Genomic DNA, 15,258 nt, shown 5'->3' on the forward strand with positions numbered 1-15,258 from the left:
ACGTCAAATTTTTTGACATACTATCTTTGGACATCATATCCAGACAGGGGGAGTTACGATGGAAAAACTTGAAGTAGGCGAAGTATTCACAATTAGTGATGAGAACGATGTTGAACAAGAGGTAGAGGTGATCGGGGCTTTGACAATTGAAGGTACTGACTATGCGGCAGTAAGCTTCGTAGAAGATCTTCAAACAGAGACTGACGACGATATTGATATTTTTTTCCTCAAGATGGATGAAGATGGAGATTTAGCCGCCATAGAATCTGATGACGAATTTGAGAAGGTTTCTTCAGCCTTTGACGAGATGATGAATGAAGAAGAATAGCAGGGAGGGGGAGGTTAATCCCCTCTCCTTTTTTGGTATATATACATATGTTGAATCCTTTTATCAAAAATACTGTAAATAGAAGGAAATCATTCAAATTTGTCGAATTGATTTTGAAAGGAGTTGATTCAATTGGATAGCGTCATCCTTGTAACCTTTAAGATTAAGGGAATCCCGATTCCTATCAAAATAGCATCTACCACTGAACCGAGCAGAGAGCAGATTTTCAAGAAAATATCTGATTTAGCCAAAGGATATGATTTATCTGGCGAGATTCAATTCAAGAAGCTCCTCAAAGAAAACGGCCATAAAATGTATTTATATGAGATTGGTGATAAGAGATGCAGGGTGCTGGTCGAGAGACTCGAGAAAATCAAAGAGTTTGAAGAAATAGGTTCTTAGCAATGCTAAGTCAACACATCTGAGTATAAGCAGGCAATATTAAAATTAATTTCATCTCTTGCAACAACCCAAAATTTTTACTGCTATCTTATTCATACAATCTTCCATCTCTTAAAGCAAAAAAGCCCATCAAAGGCTTTTTTACTTTCTTGTATAATAGCGTACGTCCTGGTGCTTGTTAAGCTCATTTGCAATCAGTATGGTTGCGCTTTGATTCCCCGCTGCGTCAAGTCCCGCTTCCCAAAGCATCATACCTCCAAGCTGCTGTGAAAGTGCCAGTTCAGTCTTTTTTTTCAGGGTAGAGTGTCCATTATAATAGTAAGTCGTTCCATTTATATTGACCTGATCCTTAACGGCATTCCCAGGTGCATGTTCTGTTATTGCTTTATAAGAGAGCTGTTTTGCTGAAGGATTTTCTGGCTGAGCATAAAGAGGGACCCCGAGAACGAGTTTCTCTCTTGAATAGCCATGTTGATCAAATAGCGAGGTCCAATAGCTAACTATATTGGCAGAATAAGAGAATGGCGATAAATTCGCAGCATTATATTCTCCATCCCATTGACCATCATATGCCATCAAATTGACGTGGTCAAAATACTTAAACATAGATGGCTCAAACACGACGGAGTGAATTTCAGTCCCTGTTACGCTGTGTACCTTTGCATTAACAGCGATGGACAACTCTTTAGCGATTGGTTTCAGCTGTGCACTTAAATCTTTGGAAAAAAGGGCAAGATAAAGGGCATCTTCTTTTGAGCGTGGGTGCTCAAAATCGATGTCGACTCCATCCAGATTTTCTCTTTTGGTAAAACTGACAAGCTCTTGTACTAGTTTTTTTCTGGCTTCAGGGTGTGAAATCGCTGTCTTAAAGTAATCATAAGATTCTCCGCCATTGATATGGTACCAGCCTCCAATAGCCAGCATCACCTTTGTATCAGTTTTTTGAGCGTTCGCAACAACCGCCCTCAAGTTTTTGATAGCATGATCCCCATTCATTATAATTGAGCCATCTACAGCAGGATGAACAAAAGAGAAAACAACATGTGTTAAACCGTCATAATCGATTGTTTCAGGATTTCGAAAGTCCTGGACATAGCCAATCAAGACCTTAGAGGCCTGTTTCATTTCCGGGACAATTTTTACAGCAGGTGTTTTCGCGGATAATGATGCATTATTGAAGTTGGAGGCCTCTTGGTTTTGGCGTTTATTGGCAAGTAATGAACCAGATAGAAAACCGCCTATGAAGATTAAAATTATCATCAATATTGCCAGGAAGCGTTTTGTCATTTTTGATTCCTCCAGAATTTATTCAACTTTAAAATTGTAACAGAGAAGCGACGATTATTGCTGTGGTAATATCAGGCTATCAACATCAATCTTAAAAGTAAGATTAGTAATGCTCATTAGGGGAATAAACTAATTAGTAGAAAAGATAGGAGCGAATGAAATGAATTCCAAGAAAATAAACGCAGCTAACACTGAAATTAGTTTTTATGATGAAGGAAAAGGAAAACCAGTCGTACTAATCCATGGTTTTGCCGGCGGAAAGCAATATTGGGACAAAGTCCTGCCTCAATTGGCTGAGGGGAACAGAGTCATAGCTCTGGATTTGCCTGGACATGGACAATCTGGAATGGCGAAGGAAAGTTACTCCATAGAAGATATGGCAGCAACAATCAAAGAATTACTTGATCAATTAGGAGTAGACAAAGTGACAATGTTTGGTCATTCTCTCGGGGGATATATAGCTCTCGCCTTTGCAGAAATATATCCACATAATTTAAACGGTTTTTCATTGGTTCATTCTACTGCGAATCCTGACACTAAGGAAGCCAGGGAAGGCAGGGAAACAAATGCAGCGAAAATTCGGGAAGATGGACCGGATTCTTTTATAGAGGGACTTTCCAAAAAGCTTTTCTCACCAGAAAACAATGACCTTAACTCCTACGATATCCTTCAAACGGTCAAAATCGGAATGAATACAACTGTAGAGGGCCTTGTCAGTGCTTTGATTGCTATGAAGAACAGGTCAGACAGGAATCATGTGCTGGAAGAAACTGAGCTCCCGGTACTCCTGATTGCAGGTGAAAAAGATCAAATAATTCCACCTGAAAAAACGTTCAGTGTCAGTAAAACCAATATCAATAAGAGCATCATCAAAAACGCCGGCCATATGAGCATGTATGAACAGCCAGAAGAACTAGTAAGAACAATGAAGGAGTTTCTTGCCAGTCTGTAATCATACCTTCGGCCTGTCCCTTTTTTAGGGCAGGCATCATTTTTTTAATGAAGAGAATTGAACTGCAAAATAGGAGTGATGATATTTGGTTAATGAAATTTTATTAGATGGTTATCCCATCGCAGTCAGTAAATTTGAATCTTTACTTAAAAACGGTCTGCAACATGTTTCAGTCGAATTTCCTGTGACTAGTGAGCGCTACCACGATGTCACCACCTTATTGTATAAAGGTGAATTTGAAGTGAACATTCCTGGTTATCCAGCCTTTCAGGGAAAGATTGTCCATTACTCCACTTCTGTAACCAACCTGTATGAAAGCGGGCAGATTGGCCAGTTCAAATTAGAATTATCGGAGGTGAAAAGGTAAGCAATGAAATTAAGCATTCTTGATCAGGCACCTGTCTCGGCAAACCAAACAGCCAAACAAGCATTGGAGCAATCTGTCTTGCTGGCACAGGCAGGAGAAAAGCTAGGATATACACGGTACTGGATCGCCGAGCACCATGATATGCCGGGACTAGCCTGTCCAGCACCCGAAGTAATGCTCCCATATATAGGTGCCAGGACAAGCAGGATCCGTATAGGTTCTGGTGCTGTTTTGCTCCCTCATTACAAGCCTTACAAAGTCGCAGAGATATACAATCTGCTGGCCACTCTATTCCCGGCTCGCGTTGATATTGGGATTGGCCGGGCTCCAGGGGGATCTGCAGAAGTAACAAATGCTTTGTCTGAACATTTTCTTCAAAATGTATGGAAGATGCCTGAATCTTTAAAGGATTTGCTTCATTTCATACGAAACGATCACCCTGCTGGAAGTGAACTTGCAAAAATCACAGCCTCTCCAGTGCCAGAAACTCCTCCAGAACCGTGGCTGCTGGGGACCAGCGAGAAAAGTGCTTTGCTTGCAGCGGAACAAGGGATTGCCTATGCATTTGGGTTGTTTATGAGCGACAAGGATGCCCGAGAGCTCTTACATAGTTATAAAAATTCTTTCCAGCCGGGGAGTTTTCAAAAGCCGAAAACAATATTGGCTGTTTCAGCAATATGTGCTGAAACTAGTGAACAAGCTGAGGAAATTTCCTTAAGCTCTCTCATTTGGAGTATTCAGAGAAGTAAGGGAATGGGCCTCCCTGGGGTTCCTTCGATTACTGAGGCAAAGTCACACCGTTTATCTGCAACTGAAAAGGATGAGATTGACCGTATGAGACAAAAGATGATCATTGGAAATCCTGTTGAGGTAAAAAATAGACTTCTTGAGCTACATAACCAAACTCAAACAGATGAAATTATGATTGTAACCATTACACATTCGCCAGAGGATCGGCAGAATTCCTATAAATTGATTTCAGAACAATTGCTGGAACCGTAATTGAGCGAAACGTTATGACTACAGACTATATTGGAAGTAACTAAATGATTTGAAAGATGAAAAATACACCATAACAGTCATAACCTAAGGTAATCTCTCAAATATTCCACCTGGCATCACGCGCAATTGTTTTCTATTAACAAGTTGCCTTTTTAAGGTATAATATTATTTGTGAAAGGCTGCATCGCTGTCTTATAGTCCTTCAGCTTGCAGTGATCTGATATAAGGTGAAAGAGAGTGGAATATATGGGTCGTAAATGGAACAACATCAAAGAAAAAAAAGCTTCGAAGGATGCAAATACAAGCAGGGTTTATTCAAAATTTGCGCTTGAAATTTATGTTGCAGCCAGACAAGGTGAGCCAAATCCAGAATCCAACCAGGCGCTTAAATTCGTCCTAGAAAGAGCGAAGACATATAATGTACCAAGGGTGATCATTGACCGCGCAATTGATAAAGCAAAGGGCGGAGCTGAGGAAAATTATCAGGAGCTGCGATACGAAGGGTTTGGTCCTAATGGCTCCATGGTTATCGTTGATGCCCTTACAAACAATGTAAACCGTACCGCGTCCAATGTTCGGGCAGCGTTCGGCAAGAACGGCGGAAACATGGGGGTTGCCGGATCAGTTTCCTATATGTTCGATAAAACGGCGGTAATCGGGTTTGAAGGAAAATCAGCTGATGAGGCACTCGAAATATTAATGGAAGCAGATCTTGACGCACGTGATATACTTGAGGAAGAAGAATCTGTCATTATTTATGGTGAACCGGATCAATTCCATGCTATCCAGGAAGCATTCAGAAATGCGGGTATTACTGATTTTACTGTAGCCGAACTGACCATGCTTCCACAGACTGAAGTCACTCTTGATGCAGAAACTGAAGCACAGTTCGAAAAGCTTGTTGATGCACTGGAAGATCTGGAAGATGTCCAGCAAGTTTACCATAATGTTGAATTGTCCTAACACAAAAAACCCATTCCTACTGTCGGAATGGGTTTTTTTAATCTTTTCAACCTGCCAGCTTATGTTTATGAAGTTCCTCGTCCAGTTTCCCAAATAAAATAAGCCGGTACATGCGGAAGTCTGCCCGAAGAGACCAGACAGGGTGGCCAAAAGTGGCCGGCTTGTTGCCTTCAATAAAGAAATGGCTGAACCAGGCGAATGCATAAGCGGTTATAGGTGCAAACAAAATCAACCACAACTTCATTGTAAACAACGCCGCTAAGACAAATATAAAAACGAAACTAGTGCCGACAAAGTGCCATTGTCTGGTTGAACGTTTACTATGTTGCGACAAATAGAATGGCCAGAATTCTTCGAAATGTTTAAACACCATATTAAACCTCCTCATAATAATTACTAAATATAGTTCTATTTCCTAGCGATAATCCCTTTATTTTTTTGATACTGATTTCCCGGCGGATCTCCGGGTAAATTAAAAAGGGGTTTAGTAAGGGTTTTCTAAAAACTTTGTTACTCCTATAAGCAGAAATAGAGTAATTACATTATTTGGAGGTGCGGAATGGTTAATAACCAAAAGCTGATTCAATCTATCGGAGAACATGCGATTAAGATTGATACATACAATGATCTTGACAGTATGATTGAAGCTGCGGCAAATAAAAAGTATGTCATGCTTGGTGAAGCTTCTCACGGAACATCGGAGTTCTATACACTGAGGGCTGAGCTCAGCAAAAGACTAATTAAAGATCACGGCTTTTCGTTCATAGCTGTGGAAGGGGATTGGCCGTCTTGTTTCACAGTGAATCAATATATTAAAGGATACATCAGTGGGGATGCGCGTAAAGCATTAAAAGATTTTGACCGCTGGCCTTCCTGGATGTGGGCCAACGAGGAGATTCTTGAACTTGTGAATTGGTTAAAGAGCCATAACGTATCAGCGAAGGACAAGGTGGGCTTTTATGGTCTTGATGTCTATAGCCTGTGGGAGTCAATGGAGGAAATCATCTGGCAGCTTGAAAAAATCTCACCGGGTGATGTGGAATCAGCTAAGCAGGCATTTTCCTGTTTTGAACCGTTTGACCGGCGTGGGGAAAATTATGCTATCTCATCGGCTTATTATGGAGAAGATTGTACCGAAGAAGTGATCAAAGTATTGATTGACCTTCAGAAGAAGCGAAGGCATTATCCACAGGAGCAGGAAGGAGACTTGAATCTTGAAGTCAACAGCCTGGTGATGCTGGATGCAGAACGTTATTACAGAGCCATGGCCAGGGGCGGTGCAGAGGATTGGAATATCCGGGATACCCATATGGTTACCGCATTGGAAAAAGTGATGAAAGTGCATGGAGAAGGTGCAAAAGCAATCATCTGGGAGCATAACACACATATTGGAGATGCAAGGGCAACAGATATGGCAGAGGAAGGGATGATAAACGTAGGGCAAATTTTACGGGAGAAATACGGGCAGCAGGTTTATGCTATCGGTTTTGGGACTCATCATGGCACAGTCATTGCATCAGACGAATGGGGAGGCAGCGTCGAAGTTATGGAGGTGCCGGATGCTGAAACTGGAAGTTGGGAGGATGCTTTGCATCAAGCGGGCGCCTTTGATAAATATCTTCTCTTCAATAAAAACAACAAAAAGGAATTTGGAAATGTGGTCGGACACCGGGCAATAGGAGTGGTATATGATCCTGAGCTAGAACATTTAGGAAACTATGTCCCATCCAGAATCGCTGAAAGATATGATGCGTTTATTTTTGCCGATAAGACAACTGCTTTGATTCCACTATTCAAATGAACCAAAAAAACGTCCTCTAAGGGACGTTTTTCTATGAGTATTAAGGTTTGAGAACCACTTTAATGCAGCCATCTGTCCTGGTGTCAAATATTTGATAGCCATGCGTGGCCTGGTCTAGCGGGAGAATGTGGGTAATGACGTCACTGAGATCCATTTTACGATTAGAAATAAGATCATAAAGAAAAGACATATACGGAATTACCGAAGCCTGTCCCATTTTCAAATCAACATTACGCTGGAAAAGGTCACCCAATGGGAAGGCATTATACCTGCCTCCATACACCCCAGTGATTTGGATTGTACCTGCTTTGCGAACCGCCTGTGAGGCAATAACAAGACCGCCCATTGCACCGCCATGCAGCTTCAAGCCGGAAGCCAGGTACTCAAGCGGTGACATTTTGCCGCTCATACCGGTGCAGTCAATGACGATATCTGCTCCGCCTTTGGTGATTTCTTTCAAATATTCACCGGTGTTCTGGTGTTCCTCTATATTCACAGTTTCAACCTTATTTGTCTTTTTCGCATGTTCCAGGCGATAATTCAAATGATCAACGGCGATAACTCGTTTTGCACCTTTGAACCAGGCAAACTTTTGGGCGAGCAAACCAACTGGACCACAGCCTAAAACAACCACTGTATCCCCGGATTTAACTCCTGCGTGATCGACACTCCACAAAGCCGTTGCAGCTGCGTCTGCCAATAAAACCAATTTCTCATCCTCAACTTCACAGTTCTCGGGAATTTTAAAGGGTGTGAAATTACCATATGGTACACGCATATATTCAGCCTGGCCGCCTGCATATCCCCCTGTTGTTTCCGAATACCCAAAGAATCCGCCCATTTCCCCATGGGGATTGGAATTATCACACTGTGAGGTGATGTCATGCTTGCAGTACCAGCATTCTCCACAGCTGACATTGAAAGGGATGATCACCCGATCGCCTTTCTTTAGTTGGCTCACGCCAGGTCCTACTTCTTCTACTACACCCATTGGTTCATGGCCAATAACATAGTCAGTAGGCAAGTTGGGAATCATCTGATGCAGAAGGTGAAGATCGGAGCCGCAAATAGCCGACGCTGTTACTTTTATGATAATGTCGTCCGAGTTCTTTATTTCAGGGTCTTTGACATTTTTGACCTCTATATTCTTGCTGCCTTGATACGTAACGGCTTTCATATTGGTCATCCCTCCTTTATTTATTCGGTGTCGCGAACATTCCAAGCCGATCCGTGTCAATCGGGAAAAGATCCATTTTACCGATGCTGACTGCCATGTCAGCAGATTTCAAATCCAGTTCAACTTGTTTCCCAACATCATGTGGATAAAGCCAGCCCTTTTCCATCATTAAATCGGTTACTTCGGCATGAAGGTCTATTGCTAATTCCATTTGTTTGTACAAAGCATTCCTTAGTTCCCCGTTGGCTACTTCTGTTAAAGCGATACCGTAAGTATGTATTCCGGTTTTGATCCAGAGGAGAAAATCAAGTGCAAAGGATGCATCTGCCATTTCAGGCATGTGCTCGGCACCTTGGGGATCAAGATAATCCATTTCCATCATTGGTCACCTTCCTTCATTGGTTTAGTCCTGGCACCCTTATAAAATCCTTTTAACTCCTCAATCGCAGCTATTGATTGTTGAACATCCTTATCCATCAATGCCTTTAAATCGTTATCAAAACAAAGGCCTTGCATTAATTTGGACTTTAGGACACTTATCGTTTTATAATTCAATATTTCATGTGCTTCCATCGTCTCGTGGAAAGCAAGAGTATCTTTTTCCATATGAATCACCTCCAAAAAGAACATTTTTAATTTCCCATTAAATGATTTGGATTATGCAGGAATGCCGAATAATGAAATATATTAAAGGAAACATAACAGGGAAGACGTTATTAATAGGAGAGATCCCCAATGACAAGATATTTAGGAATACATGAGACCTTAGAACTGCTAGAGGTACTGACATTTAAAAGTGTTACATTGACCAAAGCAACCACAATGGGTTTGCTTGTAAAAGACTTAAGGCTAAAAGAAATCCTTTCAAATGAAGTCACTGTATCAACTGCACAAATCAATCGCATGAAGGAATTATTGACAAATAGGGAGGGCAATCGCGAATGACAAATATTTTGCACAATTTGGCTGGAATGGCTGGGATGACAGATCAAGTAATCGCAGCAGATTATCTGATTTCCATTAAGTCTGCCATACGCAATCTTTCATTTGCCATAACGGAAACAGCTACACCTGAATTAAGAGATGCTTTTCGTGAACAGCTCAGATCAGCTGTAGAGAACCATGAAAATATCACTAACTACCTGATTGAAACTGGGTTTTATCACCCTCATAATCTTAGTGAACAAATCAGGGTGGATATTGATACAGCCGATACTGCTTTGAAGCTTGCTGATTAGAAAAGAATAAAACTAGAAGGCTGCCAAAACCAAAAGGATGGCAGCTTTTTAATCACTTGCCTCATCCTAGCTTTTAATTCTAGAAAGTTTAAAGCACCTGCAATACAGGAATAGACAGATATATCAAATTTGCAGGTGGTTTTTGTGGTAGATACTATTATCAGGGACATTTCCCGCGAGGATATCATCAGACTGGCGATATTCCTGGCTCTGATCATTCTTTTAAATTGGGGAATTAAAAGGATCGCTCAGTTAACTGCAGCAAAGCAATCAAGATGGTTTCAGAAAGCACTGCCAATAATCGATTCCTTGGCAGACTGGATAACCTTTTATGGCATAATCATTTTGCTCCTGTTAACTTTTTCAAAGAATGACTGGCTTTTTTATACGCTTTATACTCACGGTGAAGTAGAGGTCACAGCCTTGCTGATTGTCATAGCTTTTTTGATTGTGTCTCTGGCACACAGACTGGTAAAGCTTTTCAACAAGTATATTTTGTCTTCTGTCTACGATTACTATGGAGTGGACAGAGGCCTGGGTTATACCTTCAATCAAATCATTTATTATATCGTTATGTTTGCAGCATTGGCTGTAAGCCTGACAAGTGTCGGGATTAACCTGACTGCCATCGGGGCGGTGTTCGGTGTCCTGGGCATTGGCATTGGCTTTGGAATGAGGAATGTTGCAGGTAACTTTGTTTCCGGAATCATCATTTTGTTTGAAAGACCGATTGAAGTAGGGGAGATTATCCAAATCAATGAAAAAGTAGGGCGTGTTGAAAAAATACGATTAAGATCAACCATCATTCGTACTGCTAAGGAAGGCACTTTGATTGTTCCTAATCAATATTTTATTGAACAGATCATCAAGAACCGAACAAGTGCAAGAATGATGGCTCAGGTAAGGGTAAGTATCGCTTTTGGCATTGATACCGAAGTTGTACAGGCACTTCTTGAGCAAGCAGCCACTGAAATCAAGGAAAAAGAAAATGGCATCCTCGATTCTCCAGAGCCAGACATCCGTTTTGTTGATTTTAATAGCAGGGCTATGGAGTTTCTGATTGAAATCCCCGTAGTGAACTTCGAAATCAAAGAAAAAATAGAAAGTAAAATGAGGCATATGGCGGCCGCAATTTTCATTAAAAATAATATCCAGCTGCCGAGCATTCCGTTTCAAATAATCGATAAAAGCGAACCACCATTCGGAAATGAGGGTTAATCGCCAGATTCCAGTTTGAATCTGACAACCAAAAAGAGTTTACCAGGCTGGTAAACTCTTTTTGGTTTATAAGCTTTTAAGTGCCTCAGCCACTTCTGTATCCCCGGATAATAAGTCAAAAGACTTCTTGAAAGTCCTTTCTTCATTCAAACATGCAAGGATGGTCCTGGCTACGTCAATCCTAGGTATAGTGCCGCTTCCAAGGTTTTCGGCAACCATAATTTTACCGGTACCTTGTTCATTCAGTAAACCGCCAGGCCTGATAATGGTATAGTTCAAGCTGCTCTGAAGCAAGGCCCGGTCAGCATAGTGTTTTGCGACATAATAAGGCTTTATTGTCTCTGACCAATTCTCACGATTGTGTGCTTGCAGGGCACTGATCATTATGAACCTGTCAATACCCGCCTGTTCTGCAGCTTCCACTGTTTTAACGGCACCGTCTAGATCGACCAGGAGAGTTTTATCGAGACCTGTTTGTCCTCCTGAACCTGCTGCGAATACAACCGCATCGCAGCCTTTTGCGGCTGATGCAATATCCTCTACTGATCCTTCTAAGCTGGCGATTGCCGTTTCTATACCTTTTGTTTCAAATTCCTTAGCCTGTTCCTGTTTTCTAAGCATGGCTCTTACGTTATGGTCAGCGCTTTCCTTAAGAAACTCAACAAGTAGTTTGCCAATCTGCCCGTTTGCACCAACAACAAATACTTTCATCATTCGACCTCCTTTTATCATCCATATATAATCTACCCGTTATTTACTATAATAAAAGAAAATGAATGGGCAAATTTATGCCAGAGAATCCTATTACAGGTATGATTCATGTAAAATGGGGAAAATAAAAAGAAACTTCTAGCCATTTAGGGGGGGACAGGATGGAGAATTACAGTGATTTAATTGAAAAACAAAGAGAATTTTTTCTTAGCGGCAAAACAAAGAATCTTTCATTCAGACTAGAGGCTTTGAACTTGTTAAGGCGATTGATTAAGAGTCACGAACAGGAACTGATGGATGCTTTAAAAGCGGATTTGAATAAAACGGAATTTGATTCATACTTAACAGAGATTGGAATTGTTCTAGAGGAATTGCGTTTCACCATAAAACATGTTCGTAAGTGGGCACGGCCTCGAAAAGTAAAGTCGACTCTGACCTTGTTTGGTTCAAAAAGTTTTATATATCCTGAGCCTTATGGAGTTGCTCTTGTCATCGCTCCATGGAATTATCCTTTCCAGCTGGCCGTAGCTCCGTTGATTGGTGCTATAGCAGCGGGCAACTGTGCGATTTTAAAGCCTTCTGAACTGACTCCCCATACGTCCGGTGTTCTTTCAAAGCTCATTCATGAAAACTTTCCTGAGGAGTACGTGGCAGTGGTAGAAGGAGGCGTGGAAGCAAGCCAGGGTTTGCTAAAAGAGAAACTGGATTATATTTTTTTTACAGGCAGTGTTCCAGTCGGCAGGATCATTATGGAAGCCGCAGCAAAGAACCTGACACCTGTTACACTTGAATTGGGCGGAAAAAGTCCATGCATAGTACATCATGATGCCCACTTAAAATTCGCAGCAAAAAGGATAGCCTGGGGCAAGTTCATGAATGCGGGTCAAACTTGCGTGGCTCCCGATTATCTATATGTCCATAAAAGGGTAAAAGAAGAATTCTTGATGCTGCTAAAGGAATCAGTAAAAGAATTATACACCATGGATGCCATCTCAAGCGGTAACTTTACGAAAATTGTAAGTGAAAGACACTTTAACAGATTAGCAGCATTCCTCGATAATGGTAAGACATACTTTGGAGGAAGAACAAATAAAGAAGCTCTTGCAATTGAGCCTACTGTTCTTACAAATATCGATTGGAAGGATAAAGTAATGGAGGATGAAATTTTCGGCCCCATACTTCCTGTCCTTGAGTATGATGATTTGCCAGAAATGATATCTAAAATAAATGCCCGTCCCAAGCCGCTCGCACTCTATATTTTTTCAGAAAGTGAACAAGTCCAAAAAATGATCCTTGATCATATATCCTTTGGCGGAGGATGCATCAATGATACCGTTTACCACCTAAGTTCGCCTTATCTGCCGTTTGGAGGCGTAGGTGAAAGCGGCATCGGTGCCTACCATGGACAAGGCAGTTTTGATGTGTTTTCACATGAAAAAAGTGTGTTGAAGCAAACCACTCGCTTCGATCTTCCTTTCCGGTATCCCAATACGAAGGATGCTCTAAAAAAAGTGAAGCTATTTATCAAGTAGGAATGCAACTAATCAGGAGGGATTAGCAGATGGGTGCTATCGAACGCAGCGGGTTTATTTTTGAACCTGAATATAGTGTCATTAACCAAAACGGTGCCATTCATGTTTATCACCAAGGGAAATTAGTCGAGGAATTGAAATTTTCTTTTGACGGCGACGCTCCTGATCCGAGTTTTACAGAGCGTCTGATTGACCATTACTGTGAAAAACATGGAATAGAATAAGATGTTCCTATCCAGCTGCCCTATATTTGGGCAGCTATTTTTTATTCTTGGACCAGCAGCAGATACCACTTGAACGCTGCTAACCAGTCTGACAGTAAATATAGCTGTCCTAAGCCATAATCAAGTGATTTGTTCTATGGTATAGTCGAATTAACTATATTTCAAAGGCAGTGAAATAAATTGGAAGCAAAAGAAAAATGGAATTCAAAATACAGGAATCGATTGATGAATGAAACCCCTACGGAAGCAAATAAAAGATTACAACTTATGTCAGATTATCTTAAGGGAGGAACAGCAATCGATATTGCTTCTGGACTTGGAGGCAATAGCATTTTCCTTGCTGAGAATGGGTATAAAGTGACCGCAATTGACATTTCGGAAGTTGCCATTAATTTCGTCAAGGAGCAGGCAGCGGGCCGAAAATTGAATATTAAGGCAAAAACAGCTGATTTGACGAGTGAAAGGTCCGATTTTTTCAGTCAAGAATACGACCTTTCCATCCTAACCTATTATTTAGACCGTTCATTATTTCAAGTCATGAAGGAAGTTGTAAAAGAAGGCGGCTATCTATTCTTCGAAACCTATTACCAAAATGCAGCAACGGAGAGCCAGCATGTTTCAAATCGGTATAAACTGTTTTCAAATGAATTACTTAAGGAATTCAGTAAGTGGAGAGTTCTATATTTTGAAGAAAATGAACAGGAAGGCCGACAAACAATTTTTTGCCAGAAACCATCCTTTATATCTCCATAAAAGAAGTAAAAAGCAGAAACATGCGACTACTGTTTCTGCTTCATATATTTAAAGAGATTCTGCTATTACTCTGCGTTCTAATTTGATAGCAACAAACAAGAAAGAGAACGCGGCAATCATCCTGAACAATGAAATCAAATTCATAGCTGAGGCCATGCCAAAACCATTTAATAGCATGACACCCATCTGCGGGGCAATAAATCCAACAATTGAAAGCAGGAAGTTATAGTTCGCAATATAATTTGTACGGCCTTTTTCAGGCGAGGTCTTTAGAAGCTGGTTAAATAACAGAAGGTTGGTTCCAGAGACGAATAAGCCAATCCATAGATTGATCAAAGTTAAATATACAAGATTGGTTGAAAGAATCGTTAAAGCAAGAGCTGTAGCCATCCCCGCAGCAGCGAGGAATAAAACAAAGCTGTTGCCCCTCCGGTCGGCAGCATTTGCCCACCATTTGATACTGATGATTTGTGCCAGCTGGTTGGTAACCGAAAACAAACTCAGCCAGAGGGCTGTCGCGTTTGCCTCTTTTATTTGATAGATACTGAACAGGGACCAAGCCATCTGCGCAGAAAAACTGAACAATAATGCGGATATTACGAACGCTAAAAAAGGTTTATGATTGTACAAATTAAGCAAGAGCTTCTTGCCTTTTTCTTCTTTGTTATCTATTACTTTTGCTTTTTTAGGTTCTTGGTGTTTAACAAGAAAATACACTTCTAATACGGCAAATAATAATGCAGCAACAAATAATAGCTGATAAGGAAACGCATTTTCTTTATCAAATTGCTGCAAAAACACTCCGGTACCAAAAGTTATAGCCATAGCAGCGATTGTGTTATATCTATTGCGTGAGCTGAAAAATTCTCCTCGCCGCTTTTCAGGTACCAGGTCACCAATCATGGATTGCCAAGAAAGACCTGATAGAGCACCAGGGAAGTTGAGCAGAGCGATCAGGATTACCAGCCCCCATGCTGCATACTGATTCCCCAGAAAAGGGACAAAAAGAATCAAGCTGAATAGCAAACGGGTGAATAAAGTAGAGATAACCGCAAAATTCTTTTTGCTTTGGACACGGTTAAGCCAAATGGCACCTGGAATCAATGCAAGCATCCCTATAATTGAAGGAAGAGAGACAATCAGCCCTAATTGCTGGTTTGTGGCTCCGAGAACACTTATAGCAAACAATGGTATATACCCATTAACCATATTTGTAGCGGCGGTTGAAGCAAGTCCGTTATAAATGCTCAACTTCTCATTTTCACGAAATTTCAATCTGTTTTCCCCTTTCAAAAAAATCACA

General features: G+C 41.0%; 20 protein-coding genes. 13 read left to right on the top strand and 7 right to left on the bottom strand.

Annotation, left to right across the window (positions count from 1 at the left end; all coding sequences use genetic code 11):
* Nucleotides 1–58: 58 nt before the first annotated feature.
* Nucleotides 59–328: a DUF1292 domain-containing protein gene (locus tag B5X77_RS16525; RefSeq protein ID WP_079509043.1), complete on the top strand. Its 270-nt coding sequence runs from the start codon at nucleotides 59–61 to the stop codon at nucleotides 326–328.
* 132 nt (nucleotides 329–460) lie between these two features.
* Complete coding sequence (locus B5X77_RS16530) at nucleotides 461–730, top strand: hypothetical protein (protein ID WP_079509044.1); 270 nt, start codon at nucleotides 461–463, stop codon at nucleotides 728–730.
* Between the two features lie 141 nt (nucleotides 731–871).
* Here B5X77_RS16530 and B5X77_RS16535 read toward each other — a convergent pair whose 3' ends face one another.
* On the bottom strand, nucleotides 872–2,017 hold the full coding sequence (locus B5X77_RS16535) for a glycoside hydrolase family 18 protein (protein ID WP_079509045.1): 1,146 nt from the start codon (nucleotides 2,015–2,017) through the stop codon (nucleotides 872–874).
* Between the two features lie 160 nt (nucleotides 2,018–2,177).
* Here B5X77_RS16535 and B5X77_RS16540 point away from each other — a divergent pair, with 160 nt between their 5' ends.
* The 4 genes from B5X77_RS16540 to B5X77_RS16555 all read left to right on the top strand — a co-directional run bounded on the left by B5X77_RS16540 (nucleotide 2,178) and on the right by B5X77_RS16555 (nucleotide 5,301).
* Nucleotides 2,178–2,969, top strand: coding sequence for an alpha/beta fold hydrolase (locus tag B5X77_RS16540; protein WP_079509046.1), 792 nt, complete (start codon nucleotides 2,178–2,180; stop codon nucleotides 2,967–2,969).
* 85 nt (nucleotides 2,970–3,054) lie between these two features.
* Complete coding sequence (locus B5X77_RS16545; RefSeq protein WP_079509047.1) at nucleotides 3,055–3,336, top strand: DUF3219 family protein; 282 nt, start codon at nucleotides 3,055–3,057, stop codon at nucleotides 3,334–3,336.
* Between the two features lie 3 nt (nucleotides 3,337–3,339).
* The gene (locus B5X77_RS16550; protein ID WP_079509048.1) at nucleotides 3,340–4,338 is read left to right on the top strand and encodes an LLM class flavin-dependent oxidoreductase; all 999 of its coding nucleotides are present in this window, start codon (nucleotides 3,340–3,342) and stop codon (nucleotides 4,336–4,338) included.
* A 246-nt stretch (nucleotides 4,339–4,584) separates the two neighbouring features.
* The gene (locus B5X77_RS16555; RefSeq protein WP_079510271.1) at nucleotides 4,585–5,301 is read left to right on the top strand and encodes a YebC/PmpR family DNA-binding transcriptional regulator; all 717 of its coding nucleotides are present in this window, start codon (nucleotides 4,585–4,587) and stop codon (nucleotides 5,299–5,301) included.
* A gap of 46 nt (nucleotides 5,302–5,347) precedes the next feature.
* Here B5X77_RS16555 and B5X77_RS16560 read toward each other — a convergent pair whose 3' ends face one another.
* A complete protein-coding gene (locus tag B5X77_RS16560; RefSeq protein ID WP_079509049.1) occupies nucleotides 5,348–5,674 on the bottom strand; it encodes an Mpo1-like protein in 327 nt (108 codons plus the stop codon).
* 186 nt (nucleotides 5,675–5,860) lie between these two features.
* Between B5X77_RS16560 and B5X77_RS16565 the strand changes: the two genes are divergently transcribed.
* Nucleotides 5,861–7,102: an erythromycin esterase family protein gene (locus tag B5X77_RS16565; protein ID WP_079509050.1), complete on the top strand. Its 1,242-nt coding sequence runs from the start codon at nucleotides 5,861–5,863 to the stop codon at nucleotides 7,100–7,102.
* Between the two features lie 40 nt (nucleotides 7,103–7,142).
* Here the strand turns inward: B5X77_RS16565 and B5X77_RS16570 are convergent, their stop codons facing one another.
* Genes B5X77_RS16570 through B5X77_RS16580 form a run of 3 tightly spaced genes read right to left on the bottom strand, consistent with a single transcriptional unit; the run spans nucleotide 7,143 to nucleotide 8,885 of the window.
* Nucleotides 7,143–8,279 carry a zinc-dependent alcohol dehydrogenase gene (locus tag B5X77_RS16570; protein WP_079509051.1) on the bottom strand — a complete coding sequence of 379 codons (1,137 nt, stop codon included), beginning with the start codon at nucleotides 8,277–8,279 and terminating at the stop codon, nucleotides 7,143–7,145.
* Nucleotides 8,280–8,295: 16 nt separating this feature from the next.
* Nucleotides 8,296–8,658 carry a spore coat protein gene (locus B5X77_RS16575; RefSeq protein WP_079510272.1) on the bottom strand — a complete coding sequence of 121 codons (363 nt, stop codon included), beginning with the start codon at nucleotides 8,656–8,658 and terminating at the stop codon, nucleotides 8,296–8,298.
* Nucleotides 8,658–8,885, bottom strand: a complete 228-nt coding sequence (locus B5X77_RS16580; protein WP_079509052.1) for a spore coat protein — start codon at nucleotides 8,883–8,885, stop codon at nucleotides 8,658–8,660. The genes B5X77_RS16575 and B5X77_RS16580 overlap by 1 nt, the downstream gene beginning before the upstream one ends.
* A 129-nt stretch (nucleotides 8,886–9,014) precedes the next feature.
* On the opposite strand from B5X77_RS16580, the gene B5X77_RS16585 reads away from it, so the two are divergent.
* The 3 genes from B5X77_RS16585 to B5X77_RS16595 all read left to right on the top strand — a co-directional run bounded on the left by B5X77_RS16585 (nucleotide 9,015) and on the right by B5X77_RS16595 (nucleotide 10,735).
* Nucleotides 9,015–9,224, top strand: coding sequence for a hypothetical protein (locus tag B5X77_RS16585; protein WP_079509053.1), 210 nt, complete (start codon nucleotides 9,015–9,017; stop codon nucleotides 9,222–9,224).
* On the top strand, nucleotides 9,221–9,517 hold the full coding sequence (locus tag B5X77_RS16590) for a spore coat protein (protein ID WP_079509054.1): 297 nt from the start codon (nucleotides 9,221–9,223) through the stop codon (nucleotides 9,515–9,517). Before B5X77_RS16585 ends, B5X77_RS16590 begins: the two co-directional genes overlap by 4 nt.
* 144 nt (nucleotides 9,518–9,661) lie before the next feature.
* Nucleotides 9,662–10,735 carry a mechanosensitive ion channel family protein gene (locus B5X77_RS16595; RefSeq protein ID WP_079509055.1) on the top strand — a complete coding sequence of 358 codons (1,074 nt, stop codon included), beginning with the start codon at nucleotides 9,662–9,664 and terminating at the stop codon, nucleotides 10,733–10,735.
* A 66-nt stretch (nucleotides 10,736–10,801) separates the two neighbouring features.
* Here B5X77_RS16595 and B5X77_RS16600 read toward each other — a convergent pair whose 3' ends face one another.
* Nucleotides 10,802–11,446: an SDR family oxidoreductase gene (locus tag B5X77_RS16600; RefSeq protein WP_079509056.1), complete on the bottom strand. Its 645-nt coding sequence runs from the start codon at nucleotides 11,444–11,446 to the stop codon at nucleotides 10,802–10,804.
* A 161-nt stretch (nucleotides 11,447–11,607) separates the two neighbouring features.
* Here B5X77_RS16600 and B5X77_RS16605 point away from each other — a divergent pair, with 161 nt between their 5' ends.
* From B5X77_RS16605 to B5X77_RS16615, 3 genes are all read left to right on the top strand, one after another.
* Nucleotides 11,608–12,978: an aldehyde dehydrogenase gene (locus tag B5X77_RS16605; protein WP_079509057.1), complete on the top strand. Its 1,371-nt coding sequence runs from the start codon at nucleotides 11,608–11,610 to the stop codon at nucleotides 12,976–12,978.
* A 29-nt stretch (nucleotides 12,979–13,007) separates the two neighbouring features.
* Nucleotides 13,008–13,202, top strand: coding sequence for a YbxH family protein (locus tag B5X77_RS16610; RefSeq protein ID WP_079509058.1), 195 nt, complete (start codon nucleotides 13,008–13,010; stop codon nucleotides 13,200–13,202).
* Nucleotides 13,203–13,382: 180 nt separating this feature from the next.
* Nucleotides 13,383–13,955, top strand: coding sequence for a class I SAM-dependent methyltransferase (locus B5X77_RS16615; RefSeq protein WP_079509059.1), 573 nt, complete (start codon nucleotides 13,383–13,385; stop codon nucleotides 13,953–13,955).
* Nucleotides 13,956–14,003: 48 nt separating this feature from the next.
* On the opposite strand, the gene B5X77_RS16620 is transcribed toward B5X77_RS16615, so the two are convergent.
* Entirely contained in the window at nucleotides 14,004–15,230 is a 1,227-nt protein-coding gene (locus B5X77_RS16620) for an MFS transporter (protein WP_079509060.1), read from the bottom strand.
* Nucleotides 15,231–15,258: the final 28 nt, after the last annotated feature.

Source organism: Mesobacillus jeotgali, from assembly GCF_900166585.1.
Classification (GTDB): Bacteria; Bacillota; Bacilli; order Bacillales; family Cytobacillaceae; genus Mesobacillus; species Mesobacillus jeotgali_A.

Bases quoted from the DNA above. Each gene is read 5' to 3' on its own strand.
- B5X77_RS16580 (WP_079509052.1), bottom strand. From the start codon at position 8,885: ATGGAAAAAGATACTCTTGCTTTCCACGAGACGATGGAAGCACATGAA.
- B5X77_RS16590 (WP_079509054.1), top strand. From the start codon at position 9,221: ATGACAAATATTTTGCACAATTTGGCTGGAATGGCTGGGATGACAGAT.
- B5X77_RS16540 (WP_079509046.1), top strand. From the start codon at position 2,178: ATGAATTCCAAGAAAATAAACGCAGCTAACACTGAAATTAGTTTTTAT.
- B5X77_RS16535 (WP_079509045.1), bottom strand. From the start codon at position 2,017: ATGACAAAACGCTTCCTGGCAATATTGATGATAATTTTAATCTTCATA.
- B5X77_RS16575 (WP_079510272.1), bottom strand. From the start codon at position 8,658: ATGGAAATGGATTATCTTGATCCCCAAGGTGCCGAGCACATGCCTGAA.
- B5X77_RS16605 (WP_079509057.1), top strand. From the start codon at position 11,608: ATGGAGAATTACAGTGATTTAATTGAAAAACAAAGAGAATTTTTTCTT.
- B5X77_RS16565 (WP_079509050.1), top strand. From the start codon at position 5,861: ATGGTTAATAACCAAAAGCTGATTCAATCTATCGGAGAACATGCGATT.
- B5X77_RS16525 (WP_079509043.1), top strand. From the start codon at position 59: ATGGAAAAACTTGAAGTAGGCGAAGTATTCACAATTAGTGATGAGAAC.
- B5X77_RS16585 (WP_079509053.1), top strand. From the start codon at position 9,015: ATGACAAGATATTTAGGAATACATGAGACCTTAGAACTGCTAGAGGTA.
- B5X77_RS16600 (WP_079509056.1), bottom strand. From the start codon at position 11,446: ATGAAAGTATTTGTTGTTGGTGCAAACGGGCAGATTGGCAAACTACTT.
- B5X77_RS16560 (WP_079509049.1), bottom strand. From the start codon at position 5,674: ATGGTGTTTAAACATTTCGAAGAATTCTGGCCATTCTATTTGTCGCAA.
- B5X77_RS16550 (WP_079509048.1), top strand. From the start codon at position 3,340: ATGAAATTAAGCATTCTTGATCAGGCACCTGTCTCGGCAAACCAAACA.
- B5X77_RS16555 (WP_079510271.1), top strand. From the start codon at position 4,585: ATGGGTCGTAAATGGAACAACATCAAAGAAAAAAAAGCTTCGAAGGAT.
- B5X77_RS16610 (WP_079509058.1), top strand. From the start codon at position 13,008: ATGGGTGCTATCGAACGCAGCGGGTTTATTTTTGAACCTGAATATAGT.
- B5X77_RS16570 (WP_079509051.1), bottom strand. From the start codon at position 8,279: ATGAAAGCCGTTACGTATCAAGGCAGCAAGAATATAGAGGTCAAAAAT.